General features: G+C 67.6%; 19 protein-coding genes. 16 read left to right on the top strand and 3 right to left on the bottom strand.

Features of this window, described 5'->3' with window-relative positions; all coding sequences use genetic code 11:
• The first annotated feature begins 48 nt into the window (after positions 1 to 48).
• The 13 genes from IFT54_RS13055 (at position 49) to pelF (ending at position 16,295) form a co-directional block, all read left to right on the top strand.
• Positions 49 to 684, top strand: a complete 636-nt coding sequence (locus IFT54_RS13055; protein ID WP_192070962.1) for a TetR/AcrR family transcriptional regulator — start codon at positions 49 to 51, stop codon at positions 682 to 684.
• Between the two features lie 187 nt (positions 685 to 871).
• Positions 872 to 1,153 carry a hypothetical protein gene (locus tag IFT54_RS13050; protein ID WP_192070961.1) on the top strand — a complete coding sequence of 94 codons (282 nt, stop codon included), beginning with the start codon at positions 872 to 874 and terminating at the stop codon, positions 1,151 to 1,153.
• Between the two features lie 217 nt (positions 1,154 to 1,370).
• Positions 1,371 to 2,135 (top strand): alpha/beta hydrolase family esterase, encoded by a 765-nt coding sequence (locus IFT54_RS13045; RefSeq protein ID WP_244648953.1) that lies wholly within the window; start codon positions 1,371 to 1,373, stop codon positions 2,133 to 2,135.
• A gap of 235 nt (positions 2,136 to 2,370) precedes the next feature.
• Positions 2,371 to 2,778 (top strand): hypothetical protein, encoded by a 408-nt coding sequence (locus IFT54_RS13040; protein ID WP_192070959.1) that lies wholly within the window; start codon positions 2,371 to 2,373, stop codon positions 2,776 to 2,778.
• A 342-nt stretch (positions 2,779 to 3,120) separates the two neighbouring features.
• On the top strand, positions 3,121 to 3,747 hold the full coding sequence (locus tag IFT54_RS13035; RefSeq protein WP_192070958.1) for an energy transducer TonB: 627 nt from the start codon (positions 3,121 to 3,123) through the stop codon (positions 3,745 to 3,747).
• A 260-nt stretch (positions 3,748 to 4,007) separates the two neighbouring features.
• Positions 4,008 to 7,403 carry a M10 family metallopeptidase C-terminal domain-containing protein gene (locus IFT54_RS13030; RefSeq protein WP_192070957.1) on the top strand — a complete coding sequence of 1,132 codons (3,396 nt, stop codon included), beginning with the start codon at positions 4,008 to 4,010 and terminating at the stop codon, positions 7,401 to 7,403.
• A gap of 24 nt (positions 7,404 to 7,427) precedes the next feature.
• Entirely contained in the window at positions 7,428 to 8,825 is a 1,398-nt protein-coding gene (gene pelG, locus IFT54_RS13025) for an exopolysaccharide Pel transporter PelG (RefSeq protein ID WP_192070956.1), read from the top strand.
• 14 nt (positions 8,826 to 8,839) lie between these two features.
• Entirely contained in the window at positions 8,840 to 9,718 is an 879-nt protein-coding gene (locus tag IFT54_RS13020; protein ID WP_244648951.1) for an endo alpha-1,4 polygalactosaminidase, read from the top strand.
• Entirely contained in the window at positions 9,715 to 11,442 is a 1,728-nt protein-coding gene (locus IFT54_RS13015) for a tetratricopeptide repeat protein (protein WP_192070955.1), read from the top strand. Before IFT54_RS13020 ends, IFT54_RS13015 begins: the two co-directional genes overlap by 4 nt.
• Complete coding sequence (locus tag IFT54_RS13010) at positions 11,439 to 12,911, top strand: hypothetical protein (RefSeq protein ID WP_192070954.1); 1,473 nt, start codon at positions 11,439 to 11,441, stop codon at positions 12,909 to 12,911. The genes IFT54_RS13015 and IFT54_RS13010 overlap by 4 nt, the downstream gene beginning before the upstream one ends.
• 47 nt (positions 12,912 to 12,958) lie before the next feature.
• Complete coding sequence (locus IFT54_RS13005) at positions 12,959 to 13,876, top strand: hypothetical protein (RefSeq protein WP_192070953.1); 918 nt, start codon at positions 12,959 to 12,961, stop codon at positions 13,874 to 13,876.
• A complete protein-coding gene (locus IFT54_RS13000; protein ID WP_192070952.1) occupies positions 13,873 to 14,787 on the top strand; it encodes a hypothetical protein in 915 nt (304 codons plus the stop codon). Before IFT54_RS13005 ends, IFT54_RS13000 begins: the two co-directional genes overlap by 4 nt.
• Positions 14,763 to 16,295, top strand: coding sequence for a GT4 family glycosyltransferase PelF (gene pelF / locus IFT54_RS12995; protein ID WP_342354830.1), 1,533 nt, complete (start codon positions 14,763 to 14,765; stop codon positions 16,293 to 16,295). The genes IFT54_RS13000 and pelF overlap by 25 nt, the downstream gene beginning before the upstream one ends.
• Before the next feature lie 24 nt (positions 16,296 to 16,319).
• Here pelF and IFT54_RS12990 read toward each other — a convergent pair whose 3' ends face one another.
• Genes IFT54_RS12990 through IFT54_RS12980 form a run of 3 tightly spaced genes read right to left on the bottom strand, consistent with a single transcriptional unit; the run spans position 16,320 to position 20,981 of the window.
• Positions 16,320 to 17,921 (bottom strand): TolC family outer membrane protein, encoded by a 1,602-nt coding sequence (locus tag IFT54_RS12990; RefSeq protein WP_192070951.1) that lies wholly within the window; start codon positions 17,919 to 17,921, stop codon positions 16,320 to 16,322.
• Positions 17,911 to 19,284 carry an HlyD family type I secretion periplasmic adaptor subunit gene (locus IFT54_RS12985; protein ID WP_192070950.1) on the bottom strand — a complete coding sequence of 458 codons (1,374 nt, stop codon included), beginning with the start codon at positions 19,282 to 19,284 and terminating at the stop codon, positions 17,911 to 17,913. Before IFT54_RS12985 ends, IFT54_RS12990 begins: the two co-directional genes overlap by 11 nt.
• Complete coding sequence (locus IFT54_RS12980) at positions 19,281 to 20,981, bottom strand: type I secretion system permease/ATPase (protein ID WP_274604156.1); 1,701 nt, start codon at positions 20,979 to 20,981, stop codon at positions 19,281 to 19,283. Before IFT54_RS12980 ends, IFT54_RS12985 begins: the two co-directional genes overlap by 4 nt.
• A gap of 395 nt (positions 20,982 to 21,376) precedes the next feature.
• On the opposite strand from IFT54_RS12980, the gene IFT54_RS12975 reads away from it, so the two are divergent.
• From IFT54_RS12975 to IFT54_RS20915, 3 genes are all read left to right on the top strand, one after another.
• Positions 21,377 to 21,718, top strand: coding sequence for a hypothetical protein (locus IFT54_RS12975; protein ID WP_192070948.1), 342 nt, complete (start codon positions 21,377 to 21,379; stop codon positions 21,716 to 21,718).
• Between the two features lie 165 nt (positions 21,719 to 21,883).
• Complete coding sequence (locus tag IFT54_RS12970; protein WP_244648949.1) at positions 21,884 to 22,426, top strand: RNA polymerase sigma factor; 543 nt, start codon at positions 21,884 to 21,886, stop codon at positions 22,424 to 22,426.
• On the top strand, positions 22,423 to 23,403 hold the full coding sequence (locus tag IFT54_RS20915; protein ID WP_192070947.1) for a FecR domain-containing protein: 981 nt from the start codon (positions 22,423 to 22,425) through the stop codon (positions 23,401 to 23,403). The genes IFT54_RS12970 and IFT54_RS20915 overlap by 4 nt, the downstream gene beginning before the upstream one ends.
• The last annotated feature ends 74 nt before the right edge of the window (positions 23,404 to 23,477 follow it).

The following is a 23,477-nucleotide window of genomic DNA, read 5'->3' as shown; positions in this document are numbered from 1 at the left end:
AGAAGGATGCGACAGCAACCGCCGTTATCTGGAAACAGGAGTTATCACTTGAAATCGAAGGCGGCAAGCCAAGGCGGACGGCGCTATGGCGGTGCATCGGCAAGCGAGCGGCGCGTCGAACGGCGCAGCCGGCTGATCCGCGCCGCGATCGCGCTCTATGGCGAGCAGGGCTATCGTCACACGACGGTGACCGCGGTCTGCCGCGCGGCCGGGCTGACCCCGCGCTATTTCTACGAGGCCTTTGCCAATAGCGAGGCGCTGCTTCTAGCGACATTCGGCGAGGTCACGCAGTTCGTGACGCAGCGGGTCGCCGCGGCCGCCGATGCGGCGGGGGGGACGCCGGGGGATCGGCTGATCGCGCTCCTGACCGCTTATTACGACCTGCTGCGCGACGAGCCGGCCAGCGCGCGCGTCTTCCTGTCGGAATTGTCCGGCATCGACCCGCAGGTCGACGAGCTGTTCGAACGCTCGATGGCCAGCTTCGCCAACCTGATCGCCGGCACGCTGGTGCCGACCCATGTCCCCGGCTCGATCGAGCCGCTGTGCCGCGCCGGCGCCATGCACGGGCTGCTCGCGGTGGCGCGCGACTGGGTAGCGCGGGGGTGCGAAGAACCGGTGTTACGGGTCGTGCGCACGGTCGAGCCACTCTGCCGGATGCTGGTCAGCTGCGGGGGTGATGATTAGCGGCGCGATGTCACAGGAACGCCCGATCTGAGAAGGCCCCCTGCCCTTCTCCACCGCCCACATCAGCCACCTGATCCTTCGCGGCGGTCGTGACGACTACGTCATCGCTGCAACACGCTCGATCTGCGCGGTTTCCGAACGCCAAGCGCTTCGCTACACACCGCGGCACGGCGGACGGAGATGCCCAGTGGACGACGAATTTGCCGAAGCCGTGGCCGGCGCACTGGCCGCACAGGGCTTCGTGCTGGAAAACCTGTATGCGTTGCTGCTCGCCAGCGACGCTGATCCGGTCAGGGCCTGTCAGGCTACGGCGCATCGCATGTTGGAGGATTTTGGCAGTCTGCAGGCAACCGGCGTCCAGGTCATGACGGACGACGAGGTCAACCGGATCAAGCGACGCGCGCTCGATCGGCTGGAGCGGTTCTGGAACGGCGTGGAGCGCCGCCTCGCCAACTTGCCGCAATCCTAGCGCTGGGGTCTCGATCCACCGACGATGCAGGACGTGATGCGCGTCTGGACACGCGTTCCTTGCTATTACAGGGACTTTTCAGCGCGGATGGCTGACGTCGAGGATCGGACACATGGTGGTATTTCGTCTGCTTATTACCCTAGCCCTCTGCTTCGTTGCGAGTGTCGCGCGCGCCGAGTGCCGTCCTGGCAGCATCGACGCCCTGCCTGAACGCGCGATGCTTCACCTTCCCGCGGCGGGCGTGACCGGGCCCGTGCCGCTTGTGATCCTGCTCCACGGCAGCACCGGCACGGGCGCGGAGATGCTGCGCGACAGCCACCTCGCCGAGACGGCGGATCGCCACGGCTTCGTCGTCGCGGCGCCCGATGGCGGTATCGCCGCGGATCGTGGCTTTGTCTGGAACATCCCCGGCGTGCCGACCGTCACGGGCAGCATGCCCGCCCGCGACGCACGCGACGATGTCCGGTATCTGACGGGGCTGATCGACCGGCTTGTCGCAACCGGTTGCGTCGACGGCGCGCGGGTATACGCGACGGGCTTGTCGGGTGGTGGACGGATGACGTCCTGGCTCGGCTGCGTCGCCGCACGACGTTTCGCCGCGATCGCGCCGGTGGTCGGACTGCGTGCCGGACGCCCCCTCGCATCCGATGCGTCACGCGCCGATCCTGCGACCTGTCGCTCGACAGCGCCGCTGCCCCTCCTCGCCTTCGCCGGCGATGCCGATACCACCAACCCCATCACCGGCGGCGGCGCGCCCTATTGGCAATATTCACAGGCCGCCGCGCTGCAACGCTGGGCCGTGCTGAACGGCTGCTCGGATCCCTATGCCCGCAACCTCGGCGCGACGGTCTACGAACAGGGCTATGCCCGCTGTCAGCACGGCACGAGCGTCGCGGCGCGTGTGACGCGCGGCGGGCCGCATAGCTGGTCGGTCGTCGACAATGAGGCAATGTGGGCGTTCTTCTCCCGCCACCGACGCTAAGTCAAAGATCGGCAGCTGCCAGGTCGTCTCGGCCATTCCCGGTTTGGTTGCCAGTTCAAATACTTCGCCATCCCAACCCTATTTCGATGGTTGATTGCCAGGTTAATCTTCCAGTTGTTTTGTATTAAATTACCTACTGCTTATTACTACCAGACCGACTCGATGTATTGTCCGCGGTATGAAATCAGGATACGCTGGTTGCATAAGATAATGTGAGGATGAAATGCGGGGGCTTTTGCTTGGCATTATCGCATCTGTTCTCGCAACGGCAACCGGAGCTCAGGGACAACAATTTCCTTCGGCGCAGGGAGTCGGGGCGAACGACAGCGGTACGGGGGAATTCAACCGTCAGCAAAGTTTTCGAGATTTCGCAGTCAGCGTTACCGACGCCAATCGATTGACGATGCGGCCGGTCCCGGCCGGACCCAAGGACATCATTCAGGGGCTGGAAGTCCATGACGCAAAGGGACTCGTCGTCGGCAAGATTGAGACCGTCGGTAAAGGCTTTGCGGTCGTGTCGAGTGCGATCGGGAGCGTCGAGGTGGACTTTCCGTCCTTTGCAAAGAACAAGAACGGGCTCTTGATCAATATGCCCAAGAGCAAGCTCGACGTCATGATGGCGCACGGTCATCCGGCCCCATGACGCGCCGTTGGGCCTAAACGCCAATAGAGGGGCGTCTGTAGCCGTCGGTCTCGGGTCGCACTATGCCATGTTTTCCGCCGCGACGGGACGCCGCACCATGCCGCCCGCGCCTGACGGGCACCCCTTTGAATGCGATCGGTTCGTCCGGCGGAGCCCCGGGCTCGCGGCAGGGTCAGATGATCATGCTTCAGCTGCCGGAACCCTGATCGCCGTTGGGTGCGATGCCGGGAAGAATATCACCTGCGGGCATCGGGTCGGGTGGGCGATCCTACCAGCGAGACGAGCGTCAACAGCCTGGGGTTCCAGCTACCACGAAGCACTATCCGCAACGGGGAGAGGCGAATGTTCTGGCTGGTGATGCTCGTGCTGGGGGGACAGGGCACGCTGACGCCCGTGATCGTCCGCAACGCGAGTGAGATGCTCACGTCCGACGATTACGTCTCGCGCGCAGTCGGTACGGGCAAGAGCGGCTACACGGTGGTCGAGATCCTGATCGATCCGACCGGAAAGCCGCAGACGTGCGGCGTTGTTTCGACCAGCGGATCCAAGGATCTGGACCTGAAGGCGTGTGCAGCCGGGGTGCTGCGGGGTAAATATGCGCCCGCTACGGACGAGACCGGGTCGCCCATGTACGGTGTCTACCGGATGCGGGTTCGGTGGCACATGGAACTCTTCTTCGATGCTCCGACCCGTACACCCAAGGTGCCGGCAGACATCGTGCTGGAAGTCGCGAAGCTGCCGGCGGGGCAGAAGTCCGTTGCTGTCACCCTGGCCTATCTGGTCGGGGAAGACGGCGCGATCCGACGCTGTTCGGTTATAACGTCGAGCGGCTCTGCGCCATTCGATACCGGCGCCTGTTCTTCGATGATAAAGCATTATCGATACGCGCCGGCCAAGGACAAGGCCGACAAGGCGTGGCCAGTCATTCGCATGCAGCGAATTGAGTTCACCTCGACTAAACTGGGTTAGCCTGACACGATAGGCGCACGTGATCAATGTTCGTTACCATTGACACCGCTTTGCCATTCATCAGGGTTTTCCCGCATGACGCCGCCGCCCCGACGCTCGGGTATACCACCAGTAATCGCGTACCATGGTGATACAAGTTCGACGTTAACCATTCATCTAAGTTGTTCGAAAGACCGACGGTCTTCGCTAGTTGACGCTCGAGCTTGATGACGAGCGGCCTGGCGCTCGCATGACGCCCGAGACCGAAGCGGGGACAAAGAATGGCGAACGCAACTCCGGTGACCGTTGATGGCACTCTGAACGACTGGACCGCCGGCGACCGGATCGACCGTGGCCTCGGTGCCGGCTACGCGATCTATGCCCGCAGCGATGGCGCGGATTTTGCCTTCGCGATGACCGCGCCGACGGCGATCGGCGCAAACACCACCGCGTGGCTCAACACCGATCGCAACGCGGCCACCGGCTATCAGGTGTTCGGGTTCGCAGGTGGTGCCGAGTTCAATGTCAATTTCGCCGCCGACGGCACGGTCTCGCTGTACAGCGGCGCGGCGGGGCAGACGCTGATCGCCAGCGGCCTGCAGGCGGCGTGGTCGGCGGATCGCACCACCGTCGAATTCAAGGTCCCAAAGGCGGCGATCGGCAATCCGAACGCGATCGACACGATCTACGACGTCAACGACACCGCATTCCTGCCCGGCAGCTATTCGAACCCCGCGTTCACCGTGTTCAACGACACCGGCGTCGTCGCCGATCCCTCCCACCGCATCGCGATCGTCTGGTCCGATACGACCGCCAACGCCTATTTCAGCAAGACTGCCTATTCGCAGCTGTTCATGGCGGCGCAGAGCCAGGCGATGCAGGCGGGCGTGCCGTTCGACATCCTGACGGAAGGCGATCTCACCAACCTGGCGACGCTGGCCAAATACGACACGATCGTTTTCCCGTCGTTCCGCAACGTCGAGGCGGACAAGGCCGACCAGATCGCGCAGACTCTGGAACAGGCGACCACGCAGTTCGGCATCGGCCTGGTCGCGGCGGGCGAGTTCATGACCAACGGCGCGGACAATGCCGCGCTGGCCGGTGACTCCTACTCACGGATGAAACTGTTGTTCGACGCGACGCGCGTCACCGGCGGCTTTCCGGCCGACGTGACGGTCAAGGCGAGCGATACGTCACAGCTGGTGCTCGACGGCTATGCCGACGGGCAGGTCATCCGCCAATATACCGGCATCGGCTGGAACGCGTTCACCAGCGTCAGCGGAACCGGCACGACGATCGCGACCGAGACGGTCAACGGCCAGACCTATGCGGCGGCGATCGCGACGCAGACCGGCGGGCGCAACGTGCTGTTCTCGAGCGAAGCGGTGATGGCCGACGACAATCTGCTCCAGAAGGCGATCGATTATTCGGTCCATGGCAACGGCCTGTCGGTCGGGTTGCAGATGACGCGGCAGAGCGGCCTGTTCGCGTCGCGCGTCGACATGGACCAGAGCCAGGAGCGCGACGAGGTCAATCCGGCGGGGACCGCGCCTGGTATCTACGACAAGCTGCTGCCGATCCTCACCGAATGGAAGACCGACTATAATTTCGTCGGCAGCTATTACGTCAATGTCGGCAACGATGCCGCGAACGGTCAGACAACCGACTGGGCGGTCTCGCTGCCCGTCTATAAGGCGTTGCTCGATGCCGGCAACGAGGTCGGCTCGCACAGCTACACGCATCCCGAGAACACCAATCTGCTGACCGATGCGCAGATCGCGTTCGAGTTCGGCCAGTCGCGCGCCGAGCTGGAAAAGCAGCTGAGCGCGTATCTCGGCAAGACCGTGACGGTCGGCGGTGCCGCGGTACCGGGCGCGCCCGAGCAGATCGCGACGAGCCAGGAAATCCTGAAATACGTGACCTATCTCAGCGGCGGCTATTCGGGCGTCGGTGCGGGTTATCCCAACGCGGTCGGGTACATGACCCCGCAGAATGCCGCGGACGACAAGGTTTATATCGCGCCGAACACGTCGTTCGACTTCTCGCTGATCGAGTTCCAGAAGAAGACCGTTGCCGAAGCCAGCGCCATCTGGGCCAAGGAATTCGCCGCGCTGACCGCCGGTGGCGATGCGCCGGTCGTGGTGTGGCCGTGGCATGATTACGGCCCGACCATGTGGTCGAGCGACGGCGCCACCAGCCCGTACACCAAGCAGATGTTCACCACCTTCATCGCGCAGGCCGCGGCGGCGGGGGTGGAGTTCGTGACGCTTGCCGATCTGGCAGGCCGGGTCAGCGCGTTCCAGAATACGACGATCACCTCGACCGTCGTCGGCAACACGATCACCGCGACGGTCGGCGCGACGACGGGCAGCTTCTCGCTCGACGTCGACGGCCAGAGCAGTGGCCAAGTGATCAAGGGTGTCGCGGGCTGGTACGCCTATGACGCGGACACCGTGTTCCTGCCCAAGGCGGGCGGGACCTATGTGATCACGATGGGCGCGGTGGCGGACGACGTGACCCACATCACCGCGCTGCCGATGCGCGCGACGCTGACGACACTGAGCGGCGACGGACGCGACCTGGCGTTCACGGTCGAGGGCGAGGGCAAAGTCACCGTCGATCTGAAGGCGCCCGGCACCGACTGGACGACGGTGAGCGGCGGGACGATCGCCAGCCAGATCGGCGAGATCCTGACCATCGACCTCGGCGCGATCGGCGTTCACGATGTGAAGATCGGTCATCAGGCCAATGTCGATCCGGTGCTGACGTCGTTCGCGGGCGGCACGACGGGATCGCTGTCGATCGCTGAGAACGGCACGGCACTGACGACGATCACCGCGACCGACGCCAACATCGTCTGGGGCGATTCGATCAAATATTCGATCGGTGCGGGCGGCGACGGCGCGAATTTCTCGATCGACGCGACGACGGGTGTGCTCAAGTTCGTCACCGCGCCCGATTTCGAGGCGCCCACCGATGCCAACCGCGACAATATCTACGGCGTGACGGTGGTCGCGACCGACGCACGCGGCGCGATCGACACGCAGACGCTGACGATCGGCGTGACGGACGTGGTCGGCATCACGAAGACCGGGACGATATTTTCTGAGACGATCAACGGCACCAGCGAGCAGGATGTGCTCGACGGCAGCTGGGGTAATGACGTGCTCAACGGGCTCGGCGGCAACGACCGGCTCACCGGCGGGCTCGGCAGCGACACGCTCAACGGCGGCGCGGGCAACGACACGCTGATCGGCGGCAATGGCAGGGATGTCCTGAGCGGCGGCGACGGCAACGACATCCTGATCGGTGGCGACGACTTGGACATGATGACCGGCGGTGCCGGCGCGGACATCTTCCGGTTCGAGGCCAAGGGCGACAGCCTCGCATCGGCGTCGCGCGACGTGATCACCGACTTCACCGTCGGGCAGGACAAGATCGACCTGTCGATGATCGACGCCAACACGTCGCTGTTCGCGCGCGGCGATCAGGCGTTCAGCTTCATCGGCACGAGCGCGCGCTTCACCGCGCCGGGGCAGTTGCGCTACAGCTACCAGATGATCGGCGGGAAGGAATTCACCGTGGTCGAGGGCAATATCGACAGCGGTGCGGGCGCCGATTTCTCGATCGCGCTGGCCGGTAAACATGTGCTGACCGCGAACGATTTCTTCATGTAAGCTGCGCCATAGGCCGGCGAAGTTATGGCGGGCATAGGCTTCCAGTTAGCGAAAACCGCGCGCGAGGGCGGTGTCGGCGGAATCGTCGGCGCCGCTGCATTCGGCGCGGTGATCAGCGCGGGACCGTGGTTGATCACCGCGGTCGCGATGGCGTTGCTCACCCACTGGTTGGGTACGCATCTCGGCGCACGCGGCGCGCGGACCGTCCAGACGATCCTCGTCTATGCGTTCAGCCTGTCCGCGCTCGCTGCGGCGCCGGTCGGCATCCTCGCGACGCGGATGGCCGCGGATCGGATCTTCGCGCGGGACGCAGGCGGCGTATCGAGCATCATGCTGGTCGCGCTCGCGGCCGGCGGCGGGATCGCGCTGGCGATCGGGGCGATCGTGTTCGGAACCCTTGCCGGACTTCCAATTGGCGAGGCCGCGCTTGCGACGCTGATTCTCGCCTGGCTGACACAGGTCTGGATCGCGGCACCCTTGCTCACCGCATTGCGACGGTACCGCGCGATACCTCTCGCCTATCTGCTGGGCATCGGCGTCGCGACGCTGCTGTTGGCGCTCCTGCCAAGGCCTGGCGTCTCTGCCGTGCTTGCAATCATTGCCGGGGGCGTCGGCCTGACGCTCGCCGCGATCATGGCGGTGATCCGCCGACATTTCTCGGCGTCGCCCGTCCTGCCGACGCGGGACGCGATGGCGCCACGCCTCGCACTTATCGTTGCCGCGGCGGGCATTGCCGGGGTCGCGGCGATCTGGATCGACAAATGGCTCCTGTGGACGGGGCCGCAGAGCATTCGCGCGATCGGGCTGCTCCGGCTGAACCCGATCAACGATCAGGGCAGTTTTCTGGGGCTGCTGACGATGGTGCCGGGCCTGACGCTGTTGCTGATCGTCGCCGAGACGCGGTTCGATCGCGCATTCGGCGACATGATCGTCCGGTGTACCGGCACCTCGACGCTGCAGCGTATCGAGGAGGCGCGCAGCGACCTGGCGCGGACGATGTTCGACGGGCTGCGGATCATGCTGCTCGTACAGGCCCTCGTCGCGGCGCTCGCCTGGGTGTTCGCGGTGCCGCTGTTCGAGCTGATCGGCGCGGACGCACGCGCGGTCTTCGCATTTCGCCAGACCGCGCTCGGCACCGTCTTCCACCTCGTGGTGATCGCGGCCACGGTCGTGCTGGCATATTATGACCTGTTCGGGCGGATCCTCGTGACCTGGACTGCCTTCGCGATCGGCAGCGGCGTGGCGACGCTTCTCCAGTGGGACACGGGGTTCGCCGCGTTCGGCTGGGGCTATATGGCCGGCGCCGTCGTCGGTGCATCGGTCGGCCTCGCGCTGGTCGCTGAAGCCACGGTCAACCTCACCTATCTGCTGTTCGTCGGCAACAATCCCTCCGTCGTGGGGCATGGAGGGCGTCTGTTGTGACGGGATTTACGGATATGCGCCGCCGCTGGATCGTCCAGAGAATGCTGGCGCTCGGCGCGGCCGGGTGGACCTTGGGCAGCCGCCACCAGTCTGTCGCTGCGCCTGGACCGAACGCGAACGCCGGGTTGCGCTGGGGCGTCGATTACGGGGCTGCGACCGATCCCGTGCTGGCACGCGGCTGCGCGTTGCTGGTCCTCGAGCCGCATCACGCGCGGCCGATCGCGGCGCTTCGTGGCCCGGGCAGTACGCTACTCGGCTATGTCAGCTTCGGGGAAGTCGAACGCAACCGACCCTATTTCGCCGGGCTGGACAAGGCCGGTGCGCTCAAGGCCGCCAACCCCAACTGGCCCGATGCACGACTCGCCGACCTGCGTCATCCGGCGTGGCAGGCAGCGGTGCTCGACCGGCTCGTCCCCGCGATCCTCGCGCTCGGCTATGACGGAATCTTCATCGATACGATGGATAACGCCGAGGCGATGGAACAGCAGGATCCGGTGGCCAACAAGGGCATGGTAGCGGCAGGCGTATCGCTGATCGCCGCCGTGCGCGCCCGCTTCCCCAAGATCCGCATCATGCTCAACCGCGGCTATGCGCTGCTGCCCGACGTCGCGCCGAAGATCGACTATCTGCTCGGCGAGGCGATGGCGTCGCGGTGGAATTTTGCGGCCAAACACTATGAGTTGCTGAGCGATTCGGACTGGGCCTGGCAAGCGGGTCGCCTGCGCACCGCAAAGGCGCGGAACCCGGCGCTGTCGCTGATGACGCTGGATTACTGGGATCCGGCGGATACGAAACAGGTCACGGCACTGTATGCGCGCGAGCGCGCGGCGGGGTTCAGCCCCTATGTCGCGACCCTGGCGCTCGACCGCCTCATGCCGGAGCCGGCCGGGTGAGGATCGACCGCCACCGCGCACGGCTTGCGCTCCTGCTGCCCGCGCTGACCGGGATCGGTCTCCTCGCGGGCGGGCTGATGCTGTTGCCGAAGGAGCGCGAGATCCTCCCCGCCGTTCGTCGGGCGCAGCCGGTACCGGTTTCGGCCGCGCGCAGTTCGATTCCCGCTGGGCCGGTTTCGCCGCCGATACTGCCGCCTGCGCATCCGTCCATCACGGCGCAGATCGCGACTGCGGACGCGGCGACGCTCGCCGCGCTCACCGCGCGGCTGATCGCCGAAGGCCAGCCGGTGTCGACGCTGCAGGTCGCCTATGATCTGGTCGCTGCGAAGCGACCGGCGGTCGCGCTCGACTATCTCGCGGCCCGGCCCGATGGTGGGACCACAGCGACGTGGCGGCTCCGGATCGACCTGCTTCACCGGATCGGACGCGATGCGAACGCCGCCGCGCTGGTCGCGCGGGCAGCGGAAAAGCGCGGCCCCCTGCCCGCCGCGGACATCGTCGCGGCGGCCTATGCGATCGATCGGCCCGACTTGGTGATCGTGGCGGCGGCGAACCACGTCATCCCGCCGCCCGATACCGCGCTGGCGCTCGATCTCGCGCGGCGTGCCGACACGGCCGGGCGGCGCGACCTTATCGCGCTGCTCGACACCGCGACGACCGCGAACTGGCGCGCCGCGGACCCCTGGCTCGCCATCCGGGTGGCGGCGCGTTCCAAGGACACCGCCGCAGGATTGCGGGCAGCCGGCTTTCTCCCCGTCGAGCAGAGACAGGCGGCACGCGAGGTGATCCTGACCGAGGCCGGCGACCGTGCCGGTCTGCGGACCGAGTTGCTCGCACATGCGACCGCATCCGGCGCGCCGCTCGAGCCGATTGCGGAGCGCCTGATCGCGGCCGGGTATCGCGGGGATGCGACGGCGGTGCTGCGGCGTGCGGCGGCCGGGCTCGCACCGACTGCGCCGGCAGCGCAGCGCCTGCTCTACCTGATGGGTCCGCGTCCCGGATCCGACGATCTCGCCTGGCTGAAACAGCAGAGCCTGCAAGGCAGTGCGATCCGGCAGCGCACCTGGCTGGCCTGCTATGCCGAACGCGATCAACCGGGCGCGGCGCTGGCGTTCGTCACCCGGCATCCGCTCGCGGACGAGACCGACGTGATGCTGATGCGGCTGTCTCTGGCGCGCGCGGCGGGCAATGACGCCGGTGGTCGGACGGTGCTGGCGGCCTTGCTCGACGGCCGCACGCTGTCCCCCGATCAGGTCCGTGCCGTGTCAGCTGCGGCGCCCGTGCGGATCGATCTGGCACAGGCGGCGGCGATCACGAAACGCCGCGTCGCTGCCGGGATCGCTGCGCCGCGTGATCAGCTCGATCTCGCCTGGGTGGCGTGGAACGCGGGCGATGCGAAGGCTGCGGGACAATGGCTCGACGCGCATCTTGCGACCACCCCGACCGATCTGCCCGCGCTGCGCTTGATGGCCGACGTGCAGGCGCGGATCAATGGCGTGCGGGGGGCACGCCCCTGGCTCGAACGCGCGCTCGCCCAGACTCCCGCCGACAGCAGGGCGCGCGCGGAAGTGCTCGAGAAGCTCGGTCGGCGGGACGAGGCGGTAAGATTGGTCGAGACGCTGCGATCCGAAACGCCGCAGGACCGATCGCTCGCCGCGCTGCACGCCCGGCTGCTGATCACGCAGGGCCAGCCGGGCCGGGCGCGGACGGTGCTGGCGCAGTGATCATCCTGTTTTTCTGCCTCGCGGATGCGCCGGTGCTGACCATACCCCGGACCGTCTTTGCGGATGGCCGGATCGTCACGTCCGAGTCCCGGCTCGCCTGGCCCGACGACGCCGTCGTCCGGATCGAGGATCGTGACGGCGAACTGGTCGCGCGGTTCGATCGACCGATCGCGCCGGCGCGGCTCGCCGCGTTCCGCGAGGCGGCGGGCGACGCGATCGGCGATCTGCGCTGGAACGACGACAGCCTGGTCCTCCGTCCCGCGGCGGGCTGGACGATGCGCTGGCGGCAGACAGGCCCGGTCGTCGCGCTCGCCTTCTCTCCACCCGCGGACGCCGCGCTGCTCGAAACCGCCGACGACAGCGCGTCCGACGCCGCACTGGCTGCAATCGAGGCGGACGTGGCCGCCGGCTATCCGGGATCGGCCCTGCGCGCTGCTACGAAGCTGGCACAGCGCTATCCTGCCGACCGACGCGCCGCCCGTCTGCTCGCCGACACGCGTCTCGCGCAGGGCGACGTCCGCGGCGCCGCCCGCGAGTACCGCGCGCTCAAGGCGGACGACCTGGCCGCACGGCGTACGATCGCCGCCGCAGCCGGCACCGCCAGCATCGGTATCACCGCGCGTGACGGCAGCGACCTCGCACAGACCGAATTCGCCGCGCGGATCGATGCAGCTGTCGGTGACACCCTCGACGTTGGCGGCGGCGTTCGCCATCTCGTCAGCAGTGTCGCCACCGCCGCGCCGACCGAGCGATCCGGCGACACCGTCGTCGACGCGTCGCTGGCCGCAGCATTCGACGGCGCGGTCCGCATCCAGCTCTTCGCCTCCGCCGCGCTTGACGACGCGGTGACGGGTGGCGGTGCCAGGATCACGGCAGGGGCCGCCGACGCGCAATACCGCGCGACCGTGACCCGCCACATGCCCGACTATTCGACCCCGGCGCAGGTGCTGGCGGGAGGGTATCTCTCGCGCGCGCTGATCGGCGTCACCTACCGCCTGACGCCAGGCGTGGTCGCGCAAGGAGATATCGGCGCCTACCGGTACGGCCTCGCAAACGGTAGCGGTGCAAGCGACACCATCGTCGCAAGCGCCGGGGTGGATTATCTCATTCGCCGTCAGTTCCCGGCGCTCGGGCTGACCTACCGCTTCGACGCGGAATATGTTCAGCGTATGCAGCTTGGCGCAGACCGCCTTGCCGTCATCCCGCTGGCCACCCGCGAGAACCACACCCTCCAGGGCCTCGCCAGTGGCGCGGTCGGCGCGGTGCAGATGACCGCGCTCGCAGGCTGGACCGTCGATCGGTTCGGCGGCGATGGCCCCACCGCCAGCCTCGCCCTCGCCGCCCCGATCGCGGTCGCGTGGCGGGTCGAGGGCAGCGGCGGCATCACGTCGATCGCGCGGCAGGGCTTTGCCGGCCGCCAGCTTTATGCGCGCGCGCTGCTGACACGCAGCCTCGGGGATACGCAGTGACGCACGACGACGCTGCGCCAAAATGGCAGGCCCGGTGGCGACGCCCCTTGCGGATTGCCTTGGAGATCGCGCTCACCTTCGCCGCGCTGGCGGCGCTCGACTGGTGGCTGACGGGCGAAACCGGCTTCACGCGCGTTCAGCCCAACCCCTATTGGCTGCCGGTGCTGGTGATGGCGCTCGCCTATGGCACCGGCCCCGGCGTCGTTGCCGCCGCCATCGCGTCGGGGCTATGGCTCGCGCATGTCCACGACGACACGGGCGCGCGCGACTATCTCGACCATCTGTTCCATTTGTCGCTCCAGCCATTAATGTGGTTCGTCGCTGCCGGAGTCATCGGCGAGGTGACGATCATGCGGACCGCACGGCACGATCGGCTGGAAAAGCGCGGCGGGGTCGCGGCGCGGAATCTGGCACGGCTGACCGAGGCGTTTGCGGCGCTGTCGCGGACCAACCGGCTGTTGCAGGTGCAGATCGCGACCGAGGCGCATACCGTCGGCCATGCGATCGAGACGGCCGCGCGACTCTGTTCGCAGGACCTGGCTGAACGACGTGGCGCGATCGGCGAATTGATCGCACTTGCCGCGCGGACCCCCGACTTCACCTGTTACCGCATGACCGGTGACGAGGCGCGCGCATGGATTCGCGGGCCGGTTACCGCGGGACGGCGCGACACCCTGCCAGCGACGTTGATGGAGCGGATGGCACGGCCCCACGGGATCCTGCACGTTGCGAAACGCAGTGATCGTAGCCTGCTCGACGGTGTCGGTGTCGCCGCGATCGCCTTGTCCGATCGGAAGACCGGCGAACTCGTCGGGTGCCTGGTCCTCCACGCGCTGCCGTTCGAGACGCTGAACGCCAGCCGTACCGCCGAACTGACCGAGATCGCCGCCTGGCTGACGCCGCTGCTCGCCGATACGATGCACGCGACCCAGCGGCCGGTCAGGGCCGCCGGGCTGGTCGCGTGATCCGCCGCCTCACTGCGCTCGCGCTGCTGGAGATGGTCGTCCTAACGGCGTTCTGGCTTTCCGGACCCGCGGTTGGCTGGGCACTCGCGGTCCATGCCTTGGCTAGCGGAATTGGGCTCACCTTGTGGCTCCGCAGCGGTGCGGCGGCTGGTTTTGCGGCAGCGATGCTCGGTGTGATGGGCCCGCTTGGCCTGCTTATTGCCCTCCCCCTGGCAGGCCGGGTCAAGTCCGCCGCACCCCGGAGCGACGACGAGATGTTCGGCCCTGTTGCCGGGCGTTCTGCACAGCGCGGCGCGCGTCTCGCGGTGGCCCGCATGCTCGACGGGCGGGTACATCACGCCACCCCCGATACGCTGAGTTCACTCGTCACGATCATGCGTCACGGCGCGGTCGCCGAGCGGCGGCGGGCACTGGAGACCGTGGTGCGGTCCTTCGAGCCCGCGCTGTCGCCGCTCATCGCACTGGCGCTGACCGATAGCGACCAGACCATCCGCGCGCTTGCGGCGGCCGCGTCGGCGCGCGTCGCGGAAAATCTGGTGCTCGCCCGTGCGCGGCTCTCGGCTTGTATTGCGGACGACGCCGATCCCGATGCCGCGACCAACCTGGCACGGCTGCTCGGGGATCACGCGCGTTCGGACGTGCTGCTGTCCGACTCGCAGCGCCTCCACCTGCGCGAGGACGCGGTTGCGACGATGGCCGCCGCGGGATTGGGCGGGGCGGACGAACGGCATGCGGACACGCGCGATGCGTTGATGATCGAGGCGTTCTGGGCTGCGGGCGATTATGACGCGATCGACTGGATGGCGACCGCGATCCAGGCGTCGGCGGACCGGGCCGATGGTCCGACCGGCGCGAACGACCGCGGCGCAACGACGATTGCGAACTGGTGGCTGACGGGCGCGGTGGCATGATCCCGCTGTCCGCCTTGGCCGAAACGTCCCGGCACGCGCCGCTCCACATGCCGGACGCCGATATCTGCCTGATCGTCGAGGGCGCCTATCCCTATGTGATCGGCGGCGTCTCCGGCTGGCTGCAGGATCTGATCACGCATCTGCCCGACGTCCGGTTCGTGATCGCCGCGATCAAGCCGGGTGCGGGGCTGCTCGCGTTCCAGCTCGCCCCGCCGCCCAACGTCGTCGCGGTGGTCGAAATCGGTCTGGCGCCCGCGCCGGCGATGCCGCGCGCAATCCCGGATCGGATCGCAGTGCCGATCGCCGACGCGCTGGTCGCGTTCGTCGCGACCGGTGGCGCGGACCGGCTGGCGACGCTGATCGACGTGATCGGCGGCATCGCGCGACCGCTTGCCCCCGGTGACATCCTGTCGCACCCGGCCGTCTTCGCACGGCTCAGGCGCCATTATCAGGCGATGCTGCCCAAGGCCTCGTTCCACCATTATTTCTGGGCGATGCGCGTGCTGCTCGGCGGGTTGCTCGCGGTGCTGACCGCGCCCCTGCCGCGCGCCAAGGCCTATCACACGATCTCGACCGGGTTCGCAGGTCTGCTCGCCGCCCGCGCCGCGCGCGAGACGGGGCGCCCGGCGTTCATCACCGAACACGGCATCTATCTGCTCGAACGCCAGATCGAGGTGATGATGGCGGACTGGATCGGCGATCAGGTCGACACCGGGCTCGAGCTCGAACGCAGCGTGCGCGATCTGCGCGACCTCTGGGTCCGTGCCTTCACCAGCTATGCGACCGCCTGCTATGACAGCTGCGATCCGATCGTGGCGCTGTACGGCGAGAATACGGCGGTCCAGCGCCGGCTGGGTGCCGCTGCCGATCGGGTCCGCGTCATTCCCAACGGGATCGATTCGAAGCGGTTCGCCACACTCCCCGACCAGCGCGATCTGGCACACCCGCTGGTCGCATTGCTTGGCCGCGTGGTTCCGATCAAGGACGTGAAGACGTTCATCCGCGCCGCCGCGATCGTGCATGCCGAACGCCCCGACATCCGCTTCGTCGTGCTCGGCCCCGAGGACGAGGACCCGGAATATGCCGCGGAATGCTCGCGGCTGGTCGAGGATCTGGGCCTGTCCCCGGTCTTCCACTTCGCGGGGCGCGTGCGGATCGAGGACTGGATGGCGAAGATCGACCTGCTCGTGCTCACCAGCCTGTCCGAAGCGCAACCGCTGGTGATCCTCGAAGGTGGCGCCTGCGGGATCCCCGTGGTCGCGCCCGACGTCGGGAGTTGCCGCGAGATGATCGAAGGACGCGGCGGGGCGGACTCCGGCCATGGCGGTATCATCACCCCGCTGGTCAATCCCGCAGCGACCGCAGCGGGAATCCTCGCGATCGCGGGCGATCCGGCGATGCGATCGGCGATGGGCGAAACCATGCGCGAACGCGTGCGCCGCGACTATGATCACGACACGATCATCGGGGCCTATGCACAACTCTACGGAACACTGATCGAGCGGTAGCCGACGCGAGTACGCCTTATCGGATCATCTCCCACTCGTGACCACCGCATCGCTGAGAACGGCCGCGACCGGTCCCGCAAGCACCGGAACCGGCGCGATCGGCAGCACATTGCCGATCGGCCCTGGCAAGGTCTTGACGGCGGCCGGCCTGATCCGCGCGTCGGTGGCAGGCGCCATTACGGGTGCAGCCGGGGCGGTGCCAGTGGGCTTCTGCGCACGGTCGATCGGCGCGAGCACCGGATCGAACGGCCCGAATGTCCTTGCCCGCACCACCCGCGTGTTCTGCGCCGGATCATAGGTCGGCACCGCCTGATCGATCGCCGCCGCCTGCAATCGCCCCAGCGTCGCCAACAGCCGCGCCTCGGCGGCATAGGCTCCATAGGTCGCGTTGATGAACACGAGTTGCGCGGTCAGCAGGCGCTGTTCCGAATCCAGCACCTCGAAATTCGAGCGAAATCCTTCCGCGAAGCCGCGCTGAACCCCGGTGAGCGCCGACTCCGCTGCCTCGGTCGCGCGCTGCCCCGCCGCCATCTGTTCGCTACCCGCCACCGCCTGGTTCCAGGCGTTCTGGGCATTGGCGAGTGCGGCACGCCGCGCGGTCTCGACCTCGAACCCGAGTTGCTGGCGTTCGGCGACCGCGGCGCGGACGCGCGAGCCGATCACGCCGCCGGTCAACAGCGGCATCGTCACCGTGACCCCGCCGGTCGCCTGCGCACCAGCATCGCGCAGGCGGTAGGAATAGGGGCTTCCATAGCCATAGCTTCCCGACAGCGCGACGATCGGTGCACGTTCGGCGCGCTGCGCCGCGATCCGCGCGTCCCCCACCTTGGTGGCGAGGATCGCCTGCCACAGGCTCGGGCTCTCCTTCTCCACCACGGCGAACGCGGCATCGAGCGAGCGCGGCAGGCCGGGCAGCGTCGGCGGCACGAGCAACGTCCCCGGATTACGCCCGACGACCGCCGCGAACCGCCCGCGGCTTGCCTGGAGATTGACCGTCGCCTGCGCCAGCTGCGCGCGGATGATCTCGCGCTGCGCCTCGGCCTGTGCGATGTCGGTGCGGGTCAGGTCGCCACCCCGTTCGCGTGCGATCGCCTGGGTCACCTGCCGCCCATAGGAGTCGAGCGAGCGCTGCTGGATCGCCACCAGCGCCTGGTCGCGCCGCACCGACACGAACGCGTCGACGACTTCGAGCAGGATTGCGTTCTCCGCCTCGCGCAGGCGTTCGCGCCCGGCAAGCACGGTCGCCTCGGCCGCCGACACCTGAGCGGCGGTCCGCCCGCCGTTCAGCAGGATCTGCGACGCGGTCAGCGACGCCCCCAGGGTCCGCCCCCGCGCCGTATCGAAATCGCCGAGCAGCCCGCGCTGGTCCTGCGACTGATATTGCAGCGTCATGTTGATGCCCGCGGTCAGCCGGTACGCGGCCCCCGCCTGGACGATCTGCTCGTCGAGCGCGCGAAGCTGGGCGCGCTGTCCCTCCAGCGACGGATTGCTGCGATAGGCATCGGCGATCGCCTGCCCCAGCGTCTCGGGCGCTGCGGTTGCTGCCTCCTGTGCCGTCTGCGCGCGCGCGGGCATGGCAGGCACCAGCAGCATGGCGACGGCGAGGCAGATCCTCTCACCGTTCATGAAGCGACCGTGAAAAGGCCTCGGTCAACGGATCGAGGAGATAGTCGAGTGCGGTCCGCGACCGCAGCTTGACGAGGACGGTGACCGGTACGCCAGCGCGGATCCCCGTATCACGGCCGCGCACCGCCTCGATCTTGGCGATCTGAGCACGCGGCACGGTGACCTCCGCGCTGAAATAGCTGCGACCGGTCTGCTCGTCGCGGAGCGAATCCGCGGAAACCGTGCGGACCGTGCCGAGCAGGATCGGCAGGTCCCGTTCGTGCAGCGACAGAAATTTTACCTCCGCCTCGCGCCCGGCAAACACCCCGTCGATATCGCCCGGTGAGAAGTTCGCGCGCACCACCAGAGGGGCGGCGTCGGGAACGATGTCGAGGATCGCCTGCCCCGGCTGGATCACGCCCCCCACGGAGAAGACGCGCAGGCCGACCACACGGCCCGCGACCGGCGCACGGATGATCGTGCGCGCCAGCTGTTCGCGCGCCGCGGCCAGTTTAGGCAAGACCTCGTTCAACTGGAACTGGGTGTCGCGCAGCAACGTCGCGCTTTCCTCGACATATTTGCGGCGGGTCTGGACGCCTTCCGCGCGGGTCTGGCCGATCTGTTCGCGCGCGGCCGCCGAGCGTGAGACATAGTCGGCGTCGGTCCCGTCCAGCTGCTGGATCGAGCGTTCGATCGCGCGGACCGTGTTGCGCGATACATAACCCTGGTCGGCAAGCGCCCGCGTGCTGTCGAGCTGTTGCCGGAGCGAGGCGCGCTGGCGGGCGGTCGCCTGCGCCTGCGCGTTGAAGCCGGTCGTCTGCTGCGCAACGGTCGCCTCCTGCTGGCGGAGGACCGCGCCGTTGGCGGCAAGTGCGGCCGAGCGTGCCGACCGCTGCGCAAGCTGGAGCGACTTCGCCCGCTCGACGAGACGAAGGTCGTCGCCCTGCGCGGACGCGAAGTCCGCAGGCCAGACGACCGCGCCGCCGCGAACATCCGCTTCGAGCCGGGCCCGTTGCGCCTGGAGATCGATGACGCTGGCGGCCAGCGCACGCTCGGCTGCGGTGACCTCGGCGCCTTCGAGCCGGAACAGGACGTCACCCGCACGGACATGCTGGCCGTCGCGCACCGCCATCGCCGCGACGATCCCGCCCTCGCGGTGCTGGACGGTCTGGCGATTGCCCGCGACGACCACCTGCCCCTCGCCCGCCGCCGCGGCATCGAGCCGCGCGAACGCCGCCCAGCCCAGCCCCACGACGAAGAACAGGATCGCGACCAGCCCGCCGATCAGGATCGCATGCCGCGGGGAGTCGTCGAGGCGGAGGCGATCCGCGAGGCTTGCGCCACCGGCAGCGGGGACCGGGCTGGCCAGTTTGGCGGGAATCATCGTGCGCCTCCGGTCGCGGCGACGGGCCCCGCGCTGGCCGGGCGCAACACCTTGGCGCGGTCGTCGAACAGCTGGATCGTGCCGTTGCGCAGCACCATGATCTTGTCGACCGCCTGCAAAAGCCCGGTCCGGTGCGTCGACACGATCACCGTCGCGCCACGCGCGCGAAGTGCCGCGAGCGTCGTCACCAGCCTCGCTTCTCCATCGCTGTCGAGATGCGCGTTGGGCTCGTCGAGGAACAGGATCGTCGGCGTACCGAACAGCGCGCGCGCCAGCGCGACCGACTGGTTCTGCCCCGCCGACAGCCCCGACCCGTCCGCCATGCTCAGCATCGTCGCATAGCCATTGGGCAGGCCCAGGATCACCTCATGCGCGCCCGCCGCCTGTGCCGCCTCGACCACTGCGGCGTCGAGCTGCTCGCTCTCGCCCGCCAGCACCGACTGGAACCGCGAGATGTTGGTGTGCACGGTGGTCGGGAACAGCGACGGGGATTGCGGCATATAGCCGACGTGCCGGCCGAGCTGTTCGCGGTTCCAGTCCGCCAGACTTGCACCGTCGATCCGCACCTCGCCCGCGTCCGGCGACAGCGCACCCGACAACACGCGCAGCAGCGTCGACTTGCCCGCGCCGCTCGGGCCGACCAGCGCGACGATCTCGCCGGGCGCGACCGCGAAACTGATGTCCGACAGCAAGGCGCGATCGCTGCCTTCCGCGCGCACCGTGATACCGCGGACGTCGATCCGGCCGGTCGGCACGGGCAGCGTCGTCGCGTCGATCGCGGGCCCCGGCATCCGGCAGAACGCATCGAGATCCCGATAGGCGTTGCGCGCCGCGGCGAGCGGCTTCATCGCCCCGAGGATCTGCTCGACCGGCTGAAGTGCCCGCCCCAGCAGCAGCGACGCCGCAAAGATCGCACCGCCCGAAATATCCTGCCGGATCGCCAGCAGCGCGCCGAGCGCGAGCGCGAGGGACTGGAGCAGGAGGCGGAGGAACTTGGTGATCGCGAGAAACTGCCCCGACGTACCGGCGAGCGCGGCCTGACGGCGGACGAGTTCGGCCCGCTCCAGCAGATGCCGGGTGATCAGCGCATTGCGCATCCCCATCACCCGCGCGACCTCCGATCCGTGGATCGACACATCCTGTTCACGCGTCGCAAGAACCGCGCGGGCCTGCGTGTCGCGTGCGGCATGCGCGGTCACGCGGTCGCTGAGGATCGCGATCCCGCCGAGCAGCAGCGCGCTCACGAGCGCCAGCACGCCGATCCAGACATGGAGCAGAAACGCGATGCCGATATAGATCGGCGCCCAGGGCGCATCGAACAGCGCGATGATCGTCGGCCCGGTCAGGGTCCCGCGCACCGTGTCGAAATCGCGCATCGTCTGGCTGCGCTGCCCGATCGTCGCGCCATCGGTGCCAAGGATCCGTAGCAGGATCCCCGGTGCCGCCTGACGCTCCAGCCGCATGCTGGCGCGCAACAGCAACCGCATGCGCACCGCGTCGAGGATCGCGAACACGACCAGCGCGAGCACCAGGATCAGCGTCAGCAGCAGCAACGTCGTCCCGCCCCGTGTGGGCACGACGCGATCATACACCTGCAGCATGAAGATCGACGGCACGAGGTACAGGATGTTCACCAGCCCGGAGAACAGACCGGCGAAGACCAGATGCCGTCGACACCCCCGGACGGCACGCGCCAGTGCATTATGCCCGGGGTCGGATGGTGCCGTTATGGGCGCTGGGGAGGACGTCGGCATCGCGTCGTCTTAGCCAGGAAGTTTAAACGAACGGTTTCTCAGGCTTCCCAGCGCCGATCTGCCGCTTGACGATCTCTGTCTTAACGCGCGTGCGGGTTCGCTCCGTGCGATGCGCAGCGTCTGGCCCGGGGCCGTCGCGACCGCGATGCTCTCGGCCAGCGCGACAGCACGAACCGGTCGCCGAACCCGGCGAGCCATTCACCGCCGCCTTGGCGTTCAAGACCGACCCGACCCAATCCCGACATCCGTGACTGTGGTCATCCTGCGTGTCGCAGGTGTAGTGGTGCCGGGCGCGCCGCTACAGCGTGCAGACATCCACCGAGAGATGATACAGCGACATGGCCCGCAAACATTCGAAACATGACCCGTATGAGGAGCCCGATCGCGAAGACGAGGAGGGTCCGGCACCGGTCGCGCCGTGCTGGCTTTGCGGCCGCGCGCTCGGCAAGACCATCGTCTGGCATCATCCCGTGCCCAAGAGCCGGGGCGGTCGCGATGTCGTGCCGATGCATCCGATCTGCCAGCAGACCTTGATGGCGAATTTCACCAATTCCGAACTGCAACGCCACGGCATGAATGTCGACGCGCTGCTTGCCGATCCCACGGTCCGCAAATTCGTGGATTGGGTCGCGAAGAAGGATCCTGATTTCACCGCGACGACGACAAAGAAGCAGCGCTGACCAGCTATGCCTCGTGGAGCGACCCAGAAAACGGTGTTCACGGCTTCTAAAACACTGCGCGTTCGCCTGCATCGATATAGATTTTGAGTGCCGTAAGATTGACCGCGTCAAATACCGACCAGCGAGACTCATTGACGTAACAGACCCGGCTATTAGAAACCGGTCATGGCGATGGAGGGGGAGCACGTGTCCGGCCTTGGCGAAAGGACAACGATCCTTCGCACGCTGGTCGAGACCTATACCCGGCCGCTCAGCCGGTACTTCACGCGGCGCGTGTCCGCGCCACACGACGTCCCCGATCTGGTCCAGGAGGTTTTCCTGCGACTCAGTCGGCTGGAAGACCCGAACGGCATTCGCCAGCACGACAGCTTCATCTTCGTCACCGCAGCCAATGTCCTGAAGGATCAGGCCCGGCGCAATCAGGCGCGAGGCGCGGGATTGTCGGACCCGATCGACGATCTTTCGCTTGAAGGTTCGGATTTCGCGCCCGACCGCGTCTTGGCGAGTAAGTACATCGCGGACGCGTTGCGTCATGCGCTTGCCGAACTGCCCGAACGGACACGTGACGTGTTCGTGCTCAGGATGCTGGAGGGATTGAAGATGGCCGATGTCGCGCATGCCATGGCGATCTCGACGCGCGCCGCCGAGAAGCACCAGGCGCGCGCGCTCGCGCATGTCGCGGAACGCCTGAAGGACTGGCATCGGTGAGCGATCCGGTCATGATCGAAGCCGCGGAATGGGCCGAACGGCTCGACCGCGACCCGAGCGCCGCAATGCGTGCGCGGTTCGAAGACTGGCATGCGCGACCGGACCACGCTGCAGCCTGGGCGGTGATAGCCCAAGCACGGGCGGCTAGTGCAGCGCTGGCGGACTATCCCGACCTGCTGACATTGAGACACGCGGCCGTGGCACGCGCTGCGCTGCGCCGCGAGCCGCGACGGGTCGCGCCGTGGATACTGGCCGCGGCCGCCTGTGCCACGGTGGTCGCGCCGCTGGCCCTGTGGCGCTTCGCCGATGATACGCCTGCCGTGCAGGTCGCCGAAACACCCATGTACCGGACGGCGACGGGTCAGCGCCTCATGGTCACGCTGTCCGACGGGTCGCGGCTGACTCTCGATACCGACACGCGGGTCCGGATGGCCTATACGCGCACCGAGCGTCGATTGGTGCTGGAACGCGGACAGGCCTTGTTCGAGGTCGCCAAGCACCAGACCCGGCCGTTCGTCGTCACTGCCGGCGCGCAGGCGGTCACCGCGCACGGCACCGCGTTCGACGTGCGGCTCGAAACCAGTGCGGTGCGCGTCGCGCTGCTCGAAGGGCTCGTCAGCGTCGCCGGCAAGGGCGCGCATGGCAAGCCCGTCGCGATGATGCCGGACGACGTCCTCACCGCATCGGCCAGCGGCGTGTCGGTTCGCCACATGCCCGGCAGCGCGCAGCGACTGGCAAGCTGGAGCGAAGGCCGGCTCGTGTTCGAGGACGAGGCATTAAGTCAGGCCGTCGCCGAGATAAATCGCTACAGCGTCCAGCAGCTCGCGATCGCCGACGCCGCTGCGGGCCGGGTCCGGATCAGCGGCGCGTTCCGGACGGGCGAGGTCCAGCCGTTCCTCGACGCGCTCGAACTGGGCTTTCCCGTCAGCGTCGATCGGCACCCTAACGGCAGCATCACGATCGCGTCGAAAAAATAATCGACCCGACGGCAAAACCCGGTTCGGGTTTTCCGACTTCCCGCGTCTTTATCGTCAGATCGACCCCGGCAGAG

Origin of the sequence: Sphingomonas sp. CFBP 13714 (assembly GCF_014842205.1) — a bacterium.
Classification (GTDB): Bacteria; Pseudomonadota; Alphaproteobacteria; order Sphingomonadales; family Sphingomonadaceae; genus Sphingomonas; species Sphingomonas aerolata.
Note: the sequence above shows the minus strand (reverse complement) of the source record. Positions and strands in the feature narration are given on the sequence as shown.

Bases quoted from the DNA above. Each gene is read 5' to 3' on its own strand.
- IFT54_RS13045 (WP_244648953.1), top strand. From the start codon at position 1,371: ATGCTTCACCTTCCCGCGGCGGGCGTGACCGGGCCCGTGCCGCTTGTG.
- IFT54_RS13035 (WP_192070958.1), top strand. From the start codon at position 3,121: ATGTTCTGGCTGGTGATGCTCGTGCTGGGGGGACAGGGCACGCTGACG.
- IFT54_RS13030 (WP_192070957.1), top strand. From the start codon at position 4,008: ATGGCGAACGCAACTCCGGTGACCGTTGATGGCACTCTGAACGACTGG.
- pelG (WP_192070956.1), top strand. From the start codon at position 7,428: ATGGCGGGCATAGGCTTCCAGTTAGCGAAAACCGCGCGCGAGGGCGGT.
- IFT54_RS13020 (WP_244648951.1), top strand. From the start codon at position 8,840: ATGCGCCGCCGCTGGATCGTCCAGAGAATGCTGGCGCTCGGCGCGGCC.
- IFT54_RS12990 (WP_192070951.1), bottom strand. From the start codon at position 17,921: ATGAACGGTGAGAGGATCTGCCTCGCCGTCGCCATGCTGCTGGTGCCT.
- IFT54_RS12985 (WP_192070950.1), bottom strand. From the start codon at position 19,284: ATGATTCCCGCCAAACTGGCCAGCCCGGTCCCCGCTGCCGGTGGCGCA.
- IFT54_RS12975 (WP_192070948.1), top strand. From the start codon at position 21,377: ATGGCCCGCAAACATTCGAAACATGACCCGTATGAGGAGCCCGATCGC.
- IFT54_RS12970 (WP_244648949.1), top strand. From the start codon at position 21,884: ATGGCGATGGAGGGGGAGCACGTGTCCGGCCTTGGCGAAAGGACAACG.